The following is a 16,629-nucleotide window of genomic DNA, read 5'->3' as shown; positions in this document are numbered from 1 at the left end:
CCGCAGATGCTATGAAGGGAAAGTCGAAAATCAGCAAGTCATACTACCCCACCGGGAGCTGCGCTACGGCGCCACGTCGGCCGGCGCAGCGCGCCATGCACCTAACGAAAAAGCCCGGCACGATGGTCGGGCTTCCTGATTGCTTCTACGCAAACCTCAGAAGGTCGCCGCACCGCTGCCCCAGGGACCGTGGTGGAAATCCTTGCCGTCCAGGCGGTCGAAGCCGTGGGCGCCGAAGAAGTCGCGCTGGGCTTGGATGAGGTTGGCGGTGCCCCGGCCCTGGCGGTAGGCGTCGAAATAGGTGAGCGCGGAGGTCAGCGCCGGCACCGGAAGGCCGGCGGCGAGAGCGGCGGTCACGACGCGGCGAAGCGCTGGGATCGATTCCTTGACCATGGACGAGAAGGCCGGCGTGACGATGAGGTTCGCCGCATCGGGCGCATCGGTAAAAGCCTTGGTGATCTCGTCGAGGAACTGTGAGCGGATGATGCATCCGGCGCGCCAGATCTTTGCAATCGTCGGCATCGGCAGCGACCAGTTGAACTCCTTGGAAGCTTCCGCCATTACAGCGAATCCCTGCGCATAGGCGCCGATCTTGGCGGCAAACAGCGCCAGTTCCAGATCCTTGTTGAGCTCGGGGCCGTAGGCGATCGGGAAGGAGACGGCCTGCGTGCCGAAGATCTTTTCGGCGGCTTCGCGCTGCGACTTCATTGAGGAGAGGCTACGAGCGGCGACCGCGGCTTCGATCGCCGTTGCCGGAATGCCCATGTTCTGCGCCTCGATCGCCGACCACTTGCCGGTGCCCTTCTGGCCTGCCTTGTCGAGGATCATGTCGACCATCGGCCCGCCGGAAACCGGATCGGTCGCCGCAAGCACCTTCTCGGAGATCTCGATCAGGTAGGAGTTCAGCCGGCCCTTGTTCCATTCGCCGAAGATGCCGGAGATTTCGGAGGCGCTCTTGCCGAGACCGTCGCGCAGGATGCCGTAGATTTCGGCGATCATCTGCATGTCGGCATATTCGATGCCGTTATGGATGGTCTTGACGAAATGGCCGGCGCCGTCATTGCCGAGCCAGGCGACGCAGGGCTCGTCATTGTAACGGGCGGCAATCGACGTCAGCACCTTCTCGACACGCTTCCAGGATTCTTCCGTGCCGCCGACCATGATCGACGGGCCGTGGCGCGCACCTTCTTCGCCGCCGGAAACCCCCATGCCGATGAAGGTCAGCTCCGTATCCTTGAGGCGGTCGAAGCGGGCGACGGTGTCGCGGAAATTGGCGTTGCCGGCATCGATCATGATGTCGCCCTTAGTGAGATGCGGGCGCAGCGCCTCCATCTGCTGATCGACGGCGTCGCCGGCCTTGATCATGATGATGATCGGACGCGGCGGCCGGATCGCATCGACGAACTCTTCGATGGTCTTGCAGGGAACGATCTGCTTCTTCAGATCGCCGGCGCTTTCATAGAATTCATCGGTTTTCTCGGGCGTGCGGTTGAAGACCGCGATTTTATTGCCTTTCTCCGCGATGTTGAGCGCCAGGTTGGAACCCATGACCGCAAGGCCGATCAGTCCGATTTCTGCCTTTTCCACGACAAACCTCCGATGTGTCATTTGGACCGGTGTTGTGGCACTGTCTCGCTCAAACGGCAAGTCTCGCGAGGGTCTAATCGGTTCGCAAAAGCCAACGAAATGCGGCTTTGATCGCCTGACTTGTCCGACAACCTCTCATCTGCGGCCGATCCGGAAGCCGCAAATTTTCGCGATCGCCCGTGCCGCCCTATCTCATGTTATCATGCGGACCTCGGGAGATAGCGTTTGGTTTCGAAAAGACGAAAAGACATGGCGCTGCTTGCGGCCCGCGCCGGCCGCTACCGCGAATATGCGCCGCCGCCCGCCTTGTGGCGCCATTTCAGCCGCCTCTGGTCGCATACGCTGAACGATGGACCGCCGGCGAGGGTGGCGATCGTGCCGGATGGTTATTGTGATCTCCTCTGGATTAACGGAAGGCTTGAGGTCGCCGGGCCCGACAGGACGGCAGCCTTCCCTGTCATAAGGCCAGACGCGACCGTTATCGGCGCGCGCTTTGCTCCGGGCGCCGCAGCATCCTGGCTGAAGACGCCGCTCTCGGCGCTGGTCGGCCTCTCGGTGCCGCTTACCGACATCGGCCGGAAGGACACGAGCGACTTCGAGGCGCGGCTGCAAGATTGCCCGGAACCCGAGGCCGCCGCGACGCTGTTCGGCCGTCTGCTTGAAGAGGCCACGCGCGACGAGGAGGAGCCCGCCCGCGACGCCGCCATGATCTTCGCCGCCGCCGACAGCAACCGCCCGGTCTCCGGCCTGCCGGACCGGCTCGGCATAAGCGAAAGGCAGCTGCGCCGCCGCTGCCACCATCATTTCGGCTATGGCGCCAAGACTCTGGAACGCATCCGCCGGTTCCAACGTTTCCTCGACCTCTGCCGCAGGGCGGGTGCGACGCCACTAGCCGGCCTCGCGCTGGAAGCAGGCTTTGCCGACCAGGCCCATATGACCCGCGAGGTCCAAGAACTCTCGACGCTGACCCCCGCGATCATCCTCGACCAACTCGGCGGGCGGAAAAGGTCGGGCTGACCGTTTTGTTCAAGACACCGCCAGCCGGCCTTATTATTTCAGGGAAACCAAAATACAAGGACCTGCACCATGGCGACAATGCCTGCAAAAATCATCCACCAGTCGATCGAGCGCGACTGGCGGGATGTCTACGACTTCGCCGGCAAGCCGGAAAACATGCCGCTCTGGGCCTCCGGGCTTGCCACCGGCTTCGAGCCCGACGGCGCCGACTGGATCGCCCACGGTCCCCTCGGCGTCATCAAGGTGAGCTTGGTTCCCGCCAATGAATTCGGCGTGATCGACCATACGGTGACGATCGAATCCGGACTCAGGGTTTATAATGCCCTGCGCATCGTCCCGAACGGCGATGGCTGCGAGGTCATGTTCACGCTGCTGCGCCTGCCCGGCATGACAGACGCGCAATTTGCCGCCGATGCCGCGCATATCGAGAAGGATCTCGTCATGCTGAAAGCCCTGATGGAGAGATAGATGGCTCAAAACTCCGAACACAACGATCGCCGCATCGATTATGTCGAATTCAACGTCTCCGACATCGCCGCCGCCAAAGCCTTTTACGGCTCGGCCTTCGGCTGGCGCTTCACCGATTACGGCCCGAATTACTGCGAATTTGATGATGGCCGGCTGAAGGGCGGCTTCACCGATTTCGGCCCCGTTCGGCCGGGCGGCCCGCTGGTCGTTGTCTACGCCAGGGATCTGGAAGAGGTGCTGACCTCGGTCGAACGCGCCGGCGGCACGATCTGCCGGCCGATCACCGATTTCCCCGGCGGCCGCCGCTTTCATTTCCTCGACCGCGACGGCTACGAGCTCGCCGTCTGGGCGACGGCGTAAGTTAGAGCAATTCCAGCAACAGTGTGCAGCGGTTTTGCGTCCGGAATTGCGTGAAAACCAAGCGATAGAACAATTCCGTGATTCGAAGAAAAACAGAATTGCTCTAAACTACCGATCCATCACGATCAGAGCGCCGATCACCGTCGCGCCCGCGTCGCGCAGCGGCGACATGCGACAGCGTATCTGCCGCGATGCGCCGCCGCCAGCCTGGCGCTCATAGGTGTAGTCGATCTCCTCGCCGGCAAAACACGCGTCCAGCCTGTGCTTGGCGCATTCGGCGAAGCGCTCCTCGCCGATGAATTCGGAAAGGTGACGCCCGATCAGTTCCATTGGCTTCCTGTCGAGATGGACGCTGTTGGCCGCGTTGGAATAGAGGTAGCGGTAGTCCCTGGTCAGCACCGCGACACGGCCCGGCAGGCTTTCGAGGATCGCCGCGTTGAGGAATTGGCCGTTGTCGGTGTCGGGCACATAGGCTGCCGGCGGCTCGATGCGCACATCCTGCGGCGAAGGCACCCGCCAGTCCGGCGCATGCGTGCCGAAATAGCAGTCGAGCAGATGGGAAAGCACCGCCGCATGTTCTCTGACGCTGGCGCTGTCGTCCGCGTCCCGAGCGACAAGATGGCTGACGAACTGTAGCTGCATATAGACCTCGAGCAGATTGGCCGCCCGGCAGGCCAGGATAGCCTCGACCAGCGGCTCGACGTGACGGTCGAGCAACATGACGCGTTGATCATCGCCCAGACGTATGGCTTCCTCTATTTGCGCGCAGCGCAAGGAAAAGGCTCGAAAAAGCTCCAGCAAGACGCCTCCCACTCCCATTGTCCCAAGTGGCGTGTCCAAATTGTGTGGCAGCACTTTCCCAAATGCGCCCTAAGGTGGCTGTTATTCGCGCCTTGGTGGTGACGGCTAACATGAAGTTTACTCGGTTTCAATCCGAGAGCACCTGCCGCTTTTCACCGCTGATAAATCAGGGTTTGATTTTCAAGGCGCGAGCGTCTTCTTGATCTGCCAGCGGTCGTGATACCAGAGCCATTGTTCCGGATATTCCCGCACCCAGCTCTCCACCTTGTCGTTGAGTAGCTGGGCGGCCGCCGGCAGGTCGAGATAACCTTTAGCGTCGCGCGGCATCTCCAGCCGCGGCTCGATTTCCAGCCGATAGCGATTACCTGGCAGGCGGATGCAGCGTGCCGGATAGACCTCGCAATCGAACTGGCGCACCAGCTTCGGCAGCAGCGGATTGGTCTTCACGTCTAGCCCGAAGAAGGTGCCCTTCAGCCCCTTACCGAATTTCTGGTCGACGAGCACGCCCACCCCCTGGCCCGCCTCCAACTGGCGTGCGAGCGCGAAGGAGGAGCCGGCATGCGAAGGCACCAGCTTGCCCATGCGGGCGCTGCGGAAGTCGAATACCTTCTTTGCGACATAGGGATTGTTCGGCGGCCGGAAAAGCACGGTGACTGTGAGCCCGAAGGCCGCGCCCGCCACCGGCAGCAGCTCGAAATTGGCAGTATGGCCGGTAAAGACGATGAAGGGGCGCGGATTGTCACGCAGGTCGAGGAAAATGGGGATGCCCGACACCTCCACTCTGCCCGGCTCCGGCCGTTCGGGGTCGTAGTCGAAGAGCTGGTCGAGAAAGACGTATTCGGCCGCGAGCCGACCCATATTTCCCCAGCTGCCGAGCGCGATCTCTTCGATCTCGGCCTCGCTCTTCTCAGGGAAAGCGTTGCGCAGATTGACGAGCATCAGCTTATGGCGGCGGGTCCGCCGGCCGAGGCGGCGCATCATCCGGTCGGCGAAGCGAATCGCGCCATCGGCCGGAAACAGCTTCAGCACGTTCAGGAAGCCGAACATCGCCTGCGCCACCAGCCATTGCTGGAAATTTCTGAGCGCCAGAACGACCCGGGTAATGAACAGCTTCACGTGAGGTCAGTCCATCTTCAGAATGATCTTGCCGAAGATCTGGCGGCTTTCCATCCGCTCCAGCGCCCGGTCGATATCGTCGAAGCCGACTTCGGTGTCGATGACCGGATGGACGAGCCCGCGGCCCATCTTCTGCATTGCATCGGCCATGTTCTCCATGCGGCAGCCGAACGAGCCGAAGAGCTTCAGCTGCTGCTGGAACAGCATCATCAGGTTCATCTCTGTGGAAACGCCGGAGGTCGAGCCGCAGGTGACGAGACGCCCGCCGCGCTTCATGCAGAGCATCGAACCCGCCCAGGTGTCTTTGCCGACGTGTTCGAAGACGACGTCCACACCCTTCTTCTTGGTGAGCTTGCGCACCACGCCTTCGAAGCGGTCGGTGCGGTAGTTGATGACGTGATCGGCGCCGAGAGCTTTGGCCTTGTCGATCTTGTCATCGGAACCGACCGTGGTAATCACGGTACAGCCGATCTTCTTGGCCAGTTGAATTGCCGCCGTGCCGATGCCGGAGCCGCCGGCATGGACGAGGATCGTTTCGCCGGGCTCGAGCTTGGCGTTGTCGAACAGCATGTGCTCGACCGTGCCGAAGGTGACGGGAGCGAGTGCGGCGCCGATCGCATCCACACCGGGAGGTGCGGGAACGAGCAGACGCGCCGGCAGGTTCACCTTCTCCTGCGCGAAACCATCGAGATGGAAACCATGCACGCCGGAAACATGCTCGCAGAGATTGTCTCGGCCTTCGCGGCAGGGCCGGCAGAGGCCGCAGGTGCGCGCGCCATAGATCGAAACCAGCTGGCCCGGCAGCACATTGGCGACCCCGGGACCGATCGCTTCGATGACGCCGGAGGCTTCCGCGCCGATGACGAGCGGCATCTTGCGCTTGGCGAAAGCCATGCCGCGCCAGCCCCAGACGTCGATATGGTTCAGCGCCACCGCCTTGACGCGCAGCGTCACCTCGCCGGCGGCAGGTGCCTCCGGTTCCGGCAGGTCGGTGATCTCAAGCTTGCGGTCGTCGATCAGTTGCAAAGCGCGCATGGCAAAATCCCTCGCCTCGGAGGCGTTCGTCTCGTCTTGAAATTGTCGGGAACCGCTTAAGCCGGTTCGAGCGCCATGACAAGGCTGGCATTCTGCCCGCCGAAGCCGAAGGAGTTTGAAAGCACGGCCGAAACCTGGGCCTCCCGCTTCCTGTTCGGCACGACATCGAGCACGATCGACGGGTCGGGATTGGCGTAGTTGATCGTTGGCGGCAGCGTGCCCGTCAGCATCGTCTGCAGCGAGAACACCGCCTCGACCGCGCCCGCCGCCGTCAGCGTATGGCCGATCATCGATTTGTTCGACGACACCGGAATGGCGACGAGCCGTTCGCCAAAGACGGCCGACATGGCGCCATATTCCATCTTGTCGTTCTCGGGTGTCGAGGTGCCGTGCGCATTGATGTAGCCGATGCCGCTCTCGTCGATGCCTGCGTCGGCAAGGGCCGCGCGGATCGTCGCGATCGCCGGACCGCCGTCGGGCGAAGACCGGGTGCGGTGGAAGCTGTCGGCCTTGTCGCCGGCGCCCTTCATGATGCCGAGCACCTTGGCGCCGCGGGCGACCGCCGCTTCCAGCGATTCCAGCACCAGCGTCGCCGCACCCTCGGCGATGACGAAGCCGTCGCGATCCTTGCTGAACGGCTTGGAGGCCTTGGTCGGCGGATCGTTTTGCGTCGAAAGAGCCGACAGAAGCGAAAAGCGGATCAGCGCCTCGGCGCTGAGCGACCCGTCGGTCGCAACCGTCAGTGCGCGATCGGTACGGCCCTGGCGGATCGCCTCGATGCCGAGCTGAATCGCAGTGACACCGGAGGCGCAGGCCGTCGACAAGGTCACGGGAAGGCCGCGCGTGCCGAACCGGTCGGCAAGGCGCTCGGAAATCGCGCCGAACAAGGCCGCCTCGTGGAAGGCCGGGTCCGGGCGCTGGCGCAGCGCCGTCAGGAAGCGCTCATAGGCATCGCCCGGATGATCGGCGGCCGGCGAGCGGTCTGCAAGTTCGAAACGGGCGCTCCATTCGGGTTCGATCGGCGGCGCGGCAAGGAACAGCGGGCCGTTGAAATCGCCTGATAGACCGGCATCGGCTAGTGCCTCGATGGTCGTCTCGCGCGCAAAGGCATAGGAACGCTCGACGGCATTCGGCACCGGAATGTCTATGAAATCGACAGTGCCGGCAATCCGTGTCGAGAGACCCTCTGTGGGAAAGCGATTGATCGCATGGATGCCCGAGGTGCCGGAGGAAAGAGCTGCCCAATTGTCCTTCAGCCCCTGGCCGAGCGAAGTGATGATGCCCATGCCGGTCACTGCGATGATCGGCCGACCGAGGTGATCCCTGTAAGCGGAAGCTGTCATATCTCTCTCCTCACGCCTCTGCGGAAAGAACGGCGACGCCCTCGCCGCGCTGGTGTCCGACCGTCGTTACGACGGCCGCCTTGGTGCCCGCCTTCATCGGCGCTTCATGGGCAGCGTCGAAGGGTGGAACCTTTGCGTTGGCATCGATGGCCAGGGCTGCGAGCGCCAGCCCCAGCGGGAATTGCGCCTCGATCGTGTGACCGGAAACGCCGCCGAAGCCGCGGATCGCCGCACCCGGAAGCTGATGTTCCAGCACCGCCTTTTCGCGGGCGGCGATCTCGTGCATGCCGGTCGAACCGGAGAAGATCGCCATGCTCTCTGCCGGCAGCTCGGCGGCAGGCTTCAGCAGCCGTTCCATCCGCACTTCGAAATTGCCGGCAGCGCGATTGCCGCGATCGCCCTCAACGGCGCTTATCGTCGCATAAATATGCGCGCCGCGTTCTTGCGCATGCTTGCGCGATTCCAGCACCAGGAAGGCGCCGGCGGAACCGGTGATCATGCCGCCGCCCTCGAGGCCGGAGCGCGACCAGAGTGGCGCCCATTCGCCGCGCGTGTGCGCGCCGATCGCTTCGGTAAGCAGGATCATATCCGGGCGCTCGGCAGCAAAGGCGCCGCCAACCAGCGCATGGGTGGATTCGCCGGAGCGAATGCGCCAGAACGCCGTCTCGACGGCGGAAACGCCCGACGCTTCTTCGCCCATGAAGGTCCGCGAGGAGCCGGTGACCTTGTGAACGATGGAAATATTGCCAGCAAGCAGATTGGAAAGCTGCGCCAGGAATAGCGTCGGCCTGAGTTCCGTCGTCAGCTTCTCATTGAGCAGCAGTTCGCGGTCGTTGCGCTTCAAGCCCTCGTCGACGATCAGCGTGTCGACGTTGATGTCGCGCTCGCCGCCGCCGGCCGCCACGATCATGTCCATCGTGCCGCAGGCCTCAATATTGTCCTTGAAGCCGGCATCGTCGAGCGCAAGACCCGCGGCGAAGACGCCGATGCGCTGCCAGTTCTCCATCTGGCGCTGGTCGCCGCGCTTGGGGATCTGCTGCGACCAGTCGATCTCAGGCAGCGGATGCACCGGATAGGGTTTGAATTTCTCTGTCTCGACGATCGCCTTCGGCGCGCTCTCCGCCGAAAGCAGCGCGATATGCGCCTCCTTGCCGACGCCCTGACAGGTAACGATGCCGACGCCTGAAATGACGACGTCGTTTGCAGCCTTGCTCATCCAACCACTCCCTGCGCTGCGATCGCTTTGAGAAGCCCGACCTCGCCGGCGCGTTTTTTAACGATATCGCCGAGCGGAACTTCGCTGAAGGGCATGGTGCGCAGTTTCAGCTGCGCATCGCAGACCTTCTTGCCGCCGCTGGTGATCTTGGCCTTGGTGACCGCGAAACCCGACCCGTCATGCTCCAGCACCGCCTCGATATCGAGCACGGCTTCCGGCTCGACGAAGGTGCGCATCTTGGCACCGTCGACCGACATCAGGAAGGGCATGGCGGCAAAGTCGGTCACGGCAAGCACCAGCATGCCGGAAGCCTGCGCCATGGTCTCGATCAGGAGCACGCCGGGAACGAGCGGCATACCGGGAAAATGGCCCTCGAAGACGGGGCTCTTGGCCGGTACGACGGAACGCGCCGCAAGCGTCCCCTTCTTCAGGTCCACCGCTTCGACGCGGTCAATCATCTGGAAATATTCCAGCAGCATTCGGATCCTCCGGCCCGGCAGGCCAAATCCGCCCGCCGGTGACGCCTAATTAGGAACGAAACCGCCCGGCCGCCATACTCAGGGCGGCAGGGCGTTCAAAAAAGACTGGTGTGTCGCTCAGGCCTTGGCCGCTTTGAGCTCGTCGATTTTGGCGCAGAGGTTCTTCAGCACGAAATATTCTTCCGTAGAAACCTTGCCTTCATTGACCTCCTGCGTCCACTTTTCGAGCGGAATCTTGATGCCGAATTCCTTGTCGATCGCAAAGACGATGTCGAGGAAATCGAGGCTGTCGATACCGAGGTCGTCGATCGTATGGCTCTCCGGCGTGATCGTGGCGCGATCGATCTCGCTGGTTTCTGCAATAATGTCGGCAACTTTATCGAATGTAGCGGTCACGCGCTGTACCTCATGAAATGACGATTTAAACCCCCTCATAGGCAAATCCTTTTCAAAAGCCAATGCTTTCGTCCGGGCGTTACGGCAAATTGACAATAAGGTGTTGCCTAAACAGCAATGGAACACCGGTGAGTGCAGGCGCCGAAAACAGGATGCGGCTGTCCAACATCCGCACCGGTCTTTGATCTGAATCAAATTATGCGCGCTGGCATTTGATAATCATCAAGCCGCGCTGGAAGGAATTGCGATTGCGTTCCACGTGTCCGGCTTTTTGAAGGATCCCGACGATGGACGTTGCCAGCAGCGAGATTTTCGAGACAGGCACGCCCGTCGCATGTCGTTCCTGTCAGGCGCGGCACGGCGTCGTCTGCGGCGCCCTGTCGAACGCTCAGTTGAAGGAGCTCAACCGCCACTCCCTGCGCCGCAAGATCGAGGCCGGCTCGGAGATCATTGCGCAAGGATCGGAAAGTTCGTTTTATTCGAACATCATGCGCGGCGTGGTGAAGCTCTGCAAGATGATGCCGGACGGACGCCAGCAAATCGTCGGCCTGCAGTTCGCTCCCGATTTCGTCGGCAGACCCTTCGTGCGCGAAAGCACACTGTCGGCGGAGGCGGCAACCGACGCCGAAATTTGTGTCTTCCCGCGCAACCTGCTCGACCGCATGATCGCGGAGACGCCGGAGCTGCAGCGCAGGCTGCACGATCAGGCGCTCAACGAGCTCGACGCCGCGCGCGAATGGATGCTGACGCTCGGCCGCCGCACGGCGGAAGAGAAGGTTGCAAGCCTGCTCCACCTCATCGCGACCCATGCCGAGCCGCAAACCGCGATCAGCACCGCCTTCGATCTGCCGTTATCGCGCGCCGAGATCGCCGATTTTCTCGGGCTGACGATCGAAACCGTCAGCCGGCAGATGACCAGGCTGCGCAAGCGGGGTGTTATCCTGATCGAGAACTCCAGACATATCGTCGTTCCCGATCTGGATGAACTGGAAAGAATCAGCGCGTAACAGGATCAGACGTCGCATTCGGAGTCAGGCGCTGATCCGGGATCAGCGCGTGATGACGACGCGGGTATTGGCAAGACCCGCCTGCCGCGTCAATGAGAAGAACTCGGCCGCATTGTCAGGATGCAGGCGAACGCAGCCATGCGAGGCCGGTGTGCCGAGACGCTTCAGATCGAAGGTGGCGTGAACGGCGTAACCGCCGTTGAAAAATACGGCGTAAGGCATCGGCGCATTGTCGTACTTGCGCGAGCGATGATCGCGCGACAGCCATTTGGCGTTCCAGGAGCCGGTGGGCGTGACATAACCATTGCGCGCGGTGGAAACCTTCCAGCGATATTTGACGAAGCCGTTCTCGGTGACGGTCATCGTCTGCTTGCCGATGCTGATATTGGCAACCAGCGCTGCTGCCTCAGCCGCAGCCGGAGAAAACTGCAGTAATAAGCTTGCCGCCGCGGCGGCAAAAATCGTCTTCATGATAATCCCTCTTCGCACCCGCGCATTTGATTGCGCCCTCACGACAGAGAGACTACGACGATACTTGATTACATAGCTTTAACCCGAATGGTAATCACAATTCTAACAGGGCAATGACCGGTTTAAGCGCCGCAGGACGGCCGCTCCCCTCACTGAAGCTTGCGCCCCGCCGGCCTCTGCTTGAGTTGCTGATAGGCCTTGTTCATCCTTTCGCGGATGGAGGCCATGGTGCCGAGATTATGGCCGCAGGCCGCGCAGCTTATGATGTCCGTCTCCCGGATCTCGGGACGCTCGAATTTCATTTTGGTGCTTTTGCACTTCGGGCACGGTAGTTCAACCTGAACTGTCATCGCTCTGCTTCCGGTCTGATGGATTTGAGGCGTTTCGCATAAACGTTTGCGGCGTGACTGTCCACCGGGGGGTGAGCTATGGCGCAAGCCCCTCACAGGAAGCACAAAAACAATCCGAACGTGATGCCGGCAAGCACCATGCAACTCGCCTGATAAACGGAGACACCGTCCTCGATGTCGCCGGATGTCGCGACATCGCGCCCGGGATTGTTGATCATCGGTTCGGTAACGAGCACGCCGCCGTAGATGCGCGGTCCGGCAAGCTGGACATTCAGCGCACCCGCCATTGCCGCTTCCGGACGGCCGGAATTCGGCGAACGGTGCAAGCCGCCGTCGCGCATCGCTACCCGGATCGCCTCGCGGCAGGCGCTGGTGCCGCGCCGGATCCAGGCGCCTGCAGCAATCAGCAGGATGGAGAGGCGCGCGGCCGGCCAGTTGGCGACATCGTCGAGCCGAGCGGCCGCCCAGCCGAAATCGATGTATTTTTCCGATCTATGGCCGATCATCGAATCGGCCGTGTTCAGCATCTTGTAGGCGAAAAGCCCTGGCATGCCGAAAATGGCATACCAAATCGCCGGCGCGACGACGCCATCGGAGAAGTTCTCGGCAAGGCTTTCGATCGCCGCGCGGCAGACGGCCGGCTCATCCAGCGTCTCGGGATCGCGCCCGACAATGCGGGCAACGGCCGCCCGTCCACCGACAAGCCCCTCCTCACGCAGGGCGACGGCAACGGCGGCGACATGGTCGGCAAGGCTCTTCTGCGCCAGGAAGATCGCCACCAATCCGGTCTCCAACAGGATGCCGGCGAGGCCGAACAGCGCGAAAAACCGGTTGAACACGAAGCCTGCCGCCAGGGCCAGCAACAGCAGCGCTACGATGGCGGCGACGCCGTTCATCCGCCGTTGATGGCCCGTGAGGCTTGAAGGATTGAGCTGCTGGTCGGCATAGGAGATCACCGCTCCGAAAATCGCAACGGGATGCGGCACGCGCGACCAGAGCCATTGCGGATCGCCGACGATCCGGTCGAGCAGCAGCGCCAGAAGCAGCACGAGAAGGTTTAGGTCGATCGTCATCGCTCAAATCTCTGAAGGACTTCGCCAAGCCTCCGGTCCGCCGCCGGATCAGGCGTCAGCCCGAAACGCAGCCATCCGGGCGCATAGTCGAACTTGCGGACGAGAATATGATGCCGGCAGAGATGCGTGTAAATGTCGCTCGCTCTGGCATCGTCGACAAGGGAAAACAACGCCGTTCCCCCTGCGATCTGCAGCCCGAGCCCGGTCAGCACCGCATGAAGCCCGACGCCGCGTTCATCGATGAGCTGGCGGATGGGGGAAACGTCCGAACGCAGCAGCGAGCCTGCTATCGAAAGCGCCGGCCCGGACACGGCCCAGGGTCCGAGCCATCCCTCGAAACGCTGGAGAATATCATCACGCGCAATCGCAAAGCCGAGCCGAAGGCCGGCGAGCCCGAAAAACTTGCCGAAGGAGCGGAAGATCACCAGATTTGAGAGCCGCTGCGCGTGGCCGGCGAGACTGAGTGCCGGATCGGCGTCGCCGAAGGCTTCATCGACAACCAGAAGTCCATTGACCGCCTTCATCCTGTCATGCAGGCCAATCAGCGTTTCCACGGGCCATGTCAGCCCATCGGGATTGTTCGGATTGACAACGACCGCAAGCCGATGCTCAACTCCGATCGCAGCGACATGACCGACGGTATCGACGGCAAAACCGGCTGAATTAAAAGCGTGCGCATACTCGCCATAGGTCGGCGCCACGACGGCGACCCTGGCGCCCTCATCCTTTGTCAGCAACCGCGGCAGAAGTTGGATCACCGATTGCGTGCCGGGCACCGGCAGCGGCAGGATCTCGCCGCTCCCATAGTAATCGCGCGCCGCCCACCTTGCCTCTTCGGCCAGATGGCTGTCCGGCAGGCGGTGCCAAGCCCTTGCAGGGATTTCCGGCAGGGCAGCCGGGCACGGATTGATCCCGGTGGAAAGGTCGAGCCAGTCCTCCGGCCTGCCGCCAAAGGCGGCAGCAGCGGCAGTGACTCCGCCACCATGGACGATCGGCGCGCTCACGCGGCAATCCCGGCAAGATCGATCAGATGCATGTAGGAACCCGCCACCTGCCCGCGCCGGAGCCCCGCCGGGCCAAGATCGGTTCCGAGCGCATCTCGGACCTGAAACAGCCGTTCGCCCTCGCCTTCGGAGATGAGGGTGGAATAGTGGAATTCATGCGCCGTCATCGCTCGCTGAAAGATCGCGCCGTCGAGCGGCATGACGTGGCGATAACCGAGATGGCGTTTTCGCGCGGCATAGCTGGTGACAACGGGCAGCAGACCGAGCATCTCGTGACGGATGCCCTCTGCGTCGATCAGCCCATCGCCGAGCACCATGTAGCCGCCGCACTCGCCATAGATCCGGATGCCGCGCGCCGCCGCATCGAGAAGGCCTGCGCGAAAATTCGACGCCTGGGAGAGCGTTCCGGCATGCAGTTCGGGATAACCGCCAGGCAGATAGATCGCATCAGCATCGGCAGCGGGCGCCTCGTCGGCGAGCGGCGAGAAGAAGGAAATCGCAGCCCCCCGCCGCCGCCAGCCAAGCAGCATATGCTCATAGGAAAAGGCGAAAGCGATATCACGGGCCACCGCAATGCGACTGCCGAGTGGCGGCAGGCGATCGATATTGGCAGCCGACGGCCGGTTGAGGCCCTGCCTGGCGATGCGCAGCAGAAACTCGAAATTGCATTCCTCGGAGACGGCATCCGCCGCATGCTCGATGAAATCTTCGAGGCTTGCATGCTCACCGGCCTGAACAAGGCCGAGATGGCGATTCGGCAGGACAAGCGCCTCGTCGGTGCCGATCACGGCGATCACCGGCATCCGAATCGCCTCGAGCGCCTGACGCAGCATCGCCTCGTGCCGTTCGCTGCCGACCTTGTTGAGGATGACGCCGGCAACGCGAACATCCGCGCGGAAACCGGCAAAACCCGCTACTAGCGGCGCGACCGATTGCGACATGCGCGAAGCGTCGATGACCAGCACCACGGAAAGGCCGAGCTGGGCGGCCAGATCCGCTGCCGTCCCCTTCCCGTCGGCCGCTCCGTCGAACAGCCCCATCATCGCCTCAACGACGAGAATGCGGTCGCCGGAGCGGTGCAGCGTCGCATTGGCCGAGATCAGCTCCGGCCGCATCGCCCAGGGGTCGAAGTTCAGGCAGGGCGTGCCGCTTGCCGCCGCATGGAAGGCGGGATCAATATAGTCGGGGCCGGCCTTGCCGGGCGCGATCGCGATGCCGCGCCGACGCAAGGCTCTGAGCAGGCCGAGCGTCACCGTCGTCTTGCCGACGCCGGAAGAAGGAGCTGCGATCAGGAGGCCGCTCATGCCAGCACCTGGCCGGACTGGCGGAACGGATACGGCTGCAGCCGTCGTCCGGCGAGAGCGCCGAGCCAATCGAGCGAGGCTCGGAGCCGCACCACCTCGCCGATGACGACCACCGCCGGCGGCTCGAGCCGGGAGGCGGTAACAGCCTCGGTCGCTTGCCCGAGCGTCGTCTCCAGCACCTGCTGCGCGCCGGTCGCCGCATTGCAGACGAAAGCCACGGGCTCGGATGGCGAGCGGCCCGAAGCAATGAGTTTGGCGCTGATCTGGGCGATGTGCTTCATCGCCATGTACATGACGATCACCGGCGAACCCTTGCCGATCGCTTCCCAGTCGATCCTGTCCGGCACGATGCCGGAGGAATCATGGCCGGTCAGAAACGTCACCGCATGATTGATCTCGCGATGCGTCACCGGAATGCCGGCATAGGCAAGCCCGCCGATACCGGCAGTGATGCCCGGCACTATGCGGAACGGAATATTGTGCTCGACCAGCGTCAGCGCCTCCTCGCCGCCGCGCCCGAAGACGAAGGGATCGCCCCCCTTCAGCCGCAGCACCCGCTTGCCGGCGCGCGCCAGTTCCACCAGGCGCAACGAAATATCCCGCTGCTTGGCCGAGGGTTTGCCGCCGCGTTTGCCGGCATATTCGAGTTCGGCGCCGGGGTGCGCGAGCCTCAGGCAGTCCTCATTGACCAACGCGTCGTGGACGATCACATCAGCCTCGGCGAGCCCCCTGGCGGCCAAGAGCGTCAGCAGGCCCGGATCACCCGGACCGGCCCCGACGAGCCAGACGCTGCCCGGCTCCAACGCCGGCAAATGGGAGAATAAACTATTCGACATTTTGTTGATCTAGGCCCAGCGAGAGCCAAGGTCAACGCCGCCTGCGCCACCTCACTTGAAGTTGCTGAGATGACAATGACTCACTTTGCAAACGAGCGGATTCGATATCGCAGGAAAGCGATGCAGCAATATGAATACACTATGATATTACCCTCGCGACCGGCCGCGCATGGAGTCGGTCAACTCCGCTTTCTTCCTCGCCAAAAAAGAACTACGATAGTCTTTCAATTGCCGTTTGACGCTACTTCAATGCAACCGTCTAACTATGAGCGCGAGTAAGGGGACAATGCTCAGAATATTCTCGTTACGGGGCAGGCTTGGTCGTCTTCGCTATTTCCTGTTCAACGTGGCAGTCATTGCTGTCGCCGCGGCCGTGGTATTCGCTCTCACTCACTTACTGACGCTGGTCGGAACTCGGGAAGCGATTTCAAGGGTTAAGGAGTTAATCGCCCTAACCTATGCGCTGGCGCTCATCACCTGCCTTTGCCTAATGGTGATGCGACTGCATGATTTCGATCAGAGCGGCTGGTGGACCGCTTCAGTCTTCATGCTTCACCTGCTCTACGGCTATTACGAAGCAGTTGGCTCCCTGACCGCAGTAATTCTCATGAGCATCTTTCTGCTGGCGGTCCATCTTGCAATCATCCTAACTCCTGGCTCGAAGGACCCCAACAGGTTTGGCGAAGTGCCCGGCTCCGCCGGCGCCCGCTTAGGTTTGCTGGGCGGATAATGGCCCGCCGCGAGAGGTTGCGGAGATCCGGGCGTA

19 protein-coding genes are annotated in these 16,629 nt (G+C 62.3%); 5 read left to right on the top strand and 14 right to left on the bottom strand.

Features of this window, described 5'->3' with window-relative positions; genetic code table 11:
* Window positions 1–156 precede the first annotated feature (156 nt).
* Window positions 157–1,608, bottom strand: a complete 1,452-nt coding sequence (gndA, locus tag J7U39_RS06440; protein WP_210630993.1) for an NADP-dependent phosphogluconate dehydrogenase — start codon at window positions 1,606–1,608, stop codon at window positions 157–159.
* 204 nt (window positions 1,609–1,812) lie between these two features.
* Between gndA and J7U39_RS06435 the strand changes: the two genes are divergently transcribed.
* The 3 genes from J7U39_RS06435 to J7U39_RS06425 all read left to right on the top strand — a co-directional run bounded on the left by J7U39_RS06435 (window position 1,813) and on the right by J7U39_RS06425 (window position 3,432).
* On the top strand, window positions 1,813–2,604 hold the full coding sequence (locus J7U39_RS06435; protein ID WP_210630992.1) for a helix-turn-helix domain-containing protein: 792 nt from the start codon (window positions 1,813–1,815) through the stop codon (window positions 2,602–2,604).
* Between the two features lie 69 nt (window positions 2,605–2,673).
* Window positions 2,674–3,072 carry an SRPBCC family protein gene (locus tag J7U39_RS06430; RefSeq protein ID WP_210630991.1) on the top strand — a complete coding sequence of 133 codons (399 nt, stop codon included), beginning with the start codon at window positions 2,674–2,676 and terminating at the stop codon, window positions 3,070–3,072.
* A complete protein-coding gene (locus J7U39_RS06425) occupies window positions 3,073–3,432 on the top strand; it encodes a VOC family protein (RefSeq protein WP_210630990.1) in 360 nt (119 codons plus the stop codon).
* A 108-nt stretch (window positions 3,433–3,540) separates the two neighbouring features.
* Here J7U39_RS06425 and J7U39_RS06420 read toward each other — a convergent pair whose 3' ends face one another.
* From J7U39_RS06420 to J7U39_RS06390, 7 genes are all read right to left on the bottom strand, one after another.
* Entirely contained in the window at window positions 3,541–4,233 is a 693-nt protein-coding gene (locus tag J7U39_RS06420; protein ID WP_210630989.1) for a PAS domain-containing protein, read from the bottom strand.
* 180 nt (window positions 4,234–4,413) lie between these two features.
* Complete coding sequence (locus J7U39_RS06415; protein WP_210630988.1) at window positions 4,414–5,349, bottom strand: lipid A biosynthesis lauroyl acyltransferase; 936 nt, start codon at window positions 5,347–5,349, stop codon at window positions 4,414–4,416.
* A gap of 6 nt (window positions 5,350–5,355) precedes the next feature.
* Window positions 5,356–6,384, bottom strand: coding sequence for a zinc-binding dehydrogenase (locus J7U39_RS06410; RefSeq protein ID WP_210630987.1), 1,029 nt, complete (start codon window positions 6,382–6,384; stop codon window positions 5,356–5,358).
* A 56-nt stretch (window positions 6,385–6,440) separates the two neighbouring features.
* Window positions 6,441–7,727 carry a beta-ketoacyl-ACP synthase gene (locus J7U39_RS06405; RefSeq protein WP_210630986.1) on the bottom strand — a complete coding sequence of 429 codons (1,287 nt, stop codon included), beginning with the start codon at window positions 7,725–7,727 and terminating at the stop codon, window positions 6,441–6,443.
* Between the two features lie 10 nt (window positions 7,728–7,737).
* Window positions 7,738–8,943: a beta-ketoacyl-ACP synthase gene (locus tag J7U39_RS06400; protein ID WP_210630985.1), complete on the bottom strand. Its 1,206-nt coding sequence runs from the start codon at window positions 8,941–8,943 to the stop codon at window positions 7,738–7,740.
* Window positions 8,940–9,422: a 3-hydroxyacyl-ACP dehydratase FabZ family protein gene (locus tag J7U39_RS06395; protein ID WP_210630984.1), complete on the bottom strand. Its 483-nt coding sequence runs from the start codon at window positions 9,420–9,422 to the stop codon at window positions 8,940–8,942. The genes J7U39_RS06400 and J7U39_RS06395 overlap by 4 nt, the downstream gene beginning before the upstream one ends.
* 117 nt (window positions 9,423–9,539) lie before the next feature.
* On the bottom strand, window positions 9,540–9,818 hold the full coding sequence (locus J7U39_RS06390; RefSeq protein WP_003540486.1) for an acyl carrier protein: 279 nt from the start codon (window positions 9,816–9,818) through the stop codon (window positions 9,540–9,542).
* A 287-nt stretch (window positions 9,819–10,105) separates the two neighbouring features.
* Here J7U39_RS06390 and J7U39_RS06385 point away from each other — a divergent pair, with 287 nt between their 5' ends.
* On the top strand, window positions 10,106–10,825 hold the full coding sequence (locus J7U39_RS06385) for a Crp/Fnr family transcriptional regulator (RefSeq protein ID WP_210630983.1): 720 nt from the start codon (window positions 10,106–10,108) through the stop codon (window positions 10,823–10,825).
* Between the two features lie 42 nt (window positions 10,826–10,867).
* On the opposite strand, the gene J7U39_RS06380 is transcribed toward J7U39_RS06385, so the two are convergent.
* The 6 genes from J7U39_RS06380 to cobA form a co-directional block, all read right to left on the bottom strand.
* Window positions 10,868–11,296: a L,D-transpeptidase gene (locus J7U39_RS06380; RefSeq protein WP_210630982.1), complete on the bottom strand. Its 429-nt coding sequence runs from the start codon at window positions 11,294–11,296 to the stop codon at window positions 10,868–10,870.
* Window positions 11,297–11,445: 149 nt separating this feature from the next.
* Window positions 11,446–11,646: a hypothetical protein gene (locus J7U39_RS06375; RefSeq protein WP_210630981.1), complete on the bottom strand. Its 201-nt coding sequence runs from the start codon at window positions 11,644–11,646 to the stop codon at window positions 11,446–11,448.
* 92 nt (window positions 11,647–11,738) lie between these two features.
* Window positions 11,739–12,719, bottom strand: a complete 981-nt coding sequence (gene cbiB, locus J7U39_RS06370) for an adenosylcobinamide-phosphate synthase CbiB (RefSeq protein WP_210630980.1) — start codon at window positions 12,717–12,719, stop codon at window positions 11,739–11,741.
* A complete protein-coding gene (gene cobD / locus J7U39_RS06365; RefSeq protein WP_210630979.1) occupies window positions 12,716–13,723 on the bottom strand; it encodes a threonine-phosphate decarboxylase CobD in 1,008 nt (335 codons plus the stop codon). The genes cbiB and cobD overlap by 4 nt, the downstream gene beginning before the upstream one ends.
* Window positions 13,720–15,027, bottom strand: a complete 1,308-nt coding sequence (locus tag J7U39_RS06360) for a cobyrinate a,c-diamide synthase (RefSeq protein ID WP_210630978.1) — start codon at window positions 15,025–15,027, stop codon at window positions 13,720–13,722. The genes cobD and J7U39_RS06360 overlap by 4 nt, the downstream gene beginning before the upstream one ends.
* Window positions 15,024–15,863: a uroporphyrinogen-III C-methyltransferase gene (gene cobA / locus J7U39_RS06355; protein ID WP_210630977.1), complete on the bottom strand. Its 840-nt coding sequence runs from the start codon at window positions 15,861–15,863 to the stop codon at window positions 15,024–15,026. The genes J7U39_RS06360 and cobA overlap by 4 nt, the downstream gene beginning before the upstream one ends.
* 286 nt (window positions 15,864–16,149) lie before the next feature.
* On the opposite strand from cobA, the gene J7U39_RS06350 reads away from it, so the two are divergent.
* Window positions 16,150–16,593, top strand: a complete 444-nt coding sequence (locus J7U39_RS06350; protein WP_210630976.1) for a DUF805 domain-containing protein — start codon at window positions 16,150–16,152, stop codon at window positions 16,591–16,593.
* The last annotated feature ends 36 nt before the right edge of the window (window positions 16,594–16,629 follow it).

The organism is Rhizobium sp. NLR16a (assembly GCF_017948245.1).
Taxonomy (GTDB): Bacteria; Pseudomonadota; Alphaproteobacteria; order Rhizobiales; family Rhizobiaceae; genus Rhizobium.
This window is presented reverse-complemented; position numbering and strand designations above follow the sequence as displayed.

Excerpts from the sequence above, each read along its gene's own strand:
- gndA (WP_210630993.1), bottom strand. The coding sequence starts at position 1,608 with ATGACACATCGGAGGTTTGTCGTGGAAAAGGCAGAAATCGGACTGATC.
- J7U39_RS06430 (WP_210630991.1), top strand. The coding sequence starts at position 2,674 with ATGGCGACAATGCCTGCAAAAATCATCCACCAGTCGATCGAGCGCGAC.
- J7U39_RS06425 (WP_210630990.1), top strand. The coding sequence starts at position 3,073 with ATGGCTCAAAACTCCGAACACAACGATCGCCGCATCGATTATGTCGAA.
- J7U39_RS06410 (WP_210630987.1), bottom strand. The coding sequence starts at position 6,384 with ATGCGCGCTTTGCAACTGATCGACGACCGCAAGCTTGAGATCACCGAC.
- J7U39_RS06405 (WP_210630986.1), bottom strand. The coding sequence starts at position 7,727 with ATGACAGCTTCCGCTTACAGGGATCACCTCGGTCGGCCGATCATCGCA.
- J7U39_RS06400 (WP_210630985.1), bottom strand. The coding sequence starts at position 8,943 with ATGAGCAAGGCTGCAAACGACGTCGTCATTTCAGGCGTCGGCATCGTT.
- J7U39_RS06395 (WP_210630984.1), bottom strand. The coding sequence starts at position 9,422 with ATGCTGCTGGAATATTTCCAGATGATTGACCGCGTCGAAGCGGTGGAC.
- J7U39_RS06385 (WP_210630983.1), top strand. The coding sequence starts at position 10,106 with ATGGACGTTGCCAGCAGCGAGATTTTCGAGACAGGCACGCCCGTCGCA.
- J7U39_RS06380 (WP_210630982.1), bottom strand. The coding sequence starts at position 11,296 with ATGAAGACGATTTTTGCCGCCGCGGCGGCAAGCTTATTACTGCAGTTT.
- J7U39_RS06375 (WP_210630981.1), bottom strand. The coding sequence starts at position 11,646 with ATGACAGTTCAGGTTGAACTACCGTGCCCGAAGTGCAAAAGCACCAAA.
- cbiB (WP_210630980.1), bottom strand. The coding sequence starts at position 12,719 with ATGACGATCGACCTAAACCTTCTCGTGCTGCTTCTGGCGCTGCTGCTC.
- J7U39_RS06360 (WP_210630978.1), bottom strand. The coding sequence starts at position 15,027 with ATGAGCGGCCTCCTGATCGCAGCTCCTTCTTCCGGCGTCGGCAAGACG.
- cobA (WP_210630977.1), bottom strand. The coding sequence starts at position 15,863 with ATGTCGAATAGTTTATTCTCCCATTTGCCGGCGTTGGAGCCGGGCAGC.
- J7U39_RS06350 (WP_210630976.1), top strand. The coding sequence starts at position 16,150 with ATGCTCAGAATATTCTCGTTACGGGGCAGGCTTGGTCGTCTTCGCTAT.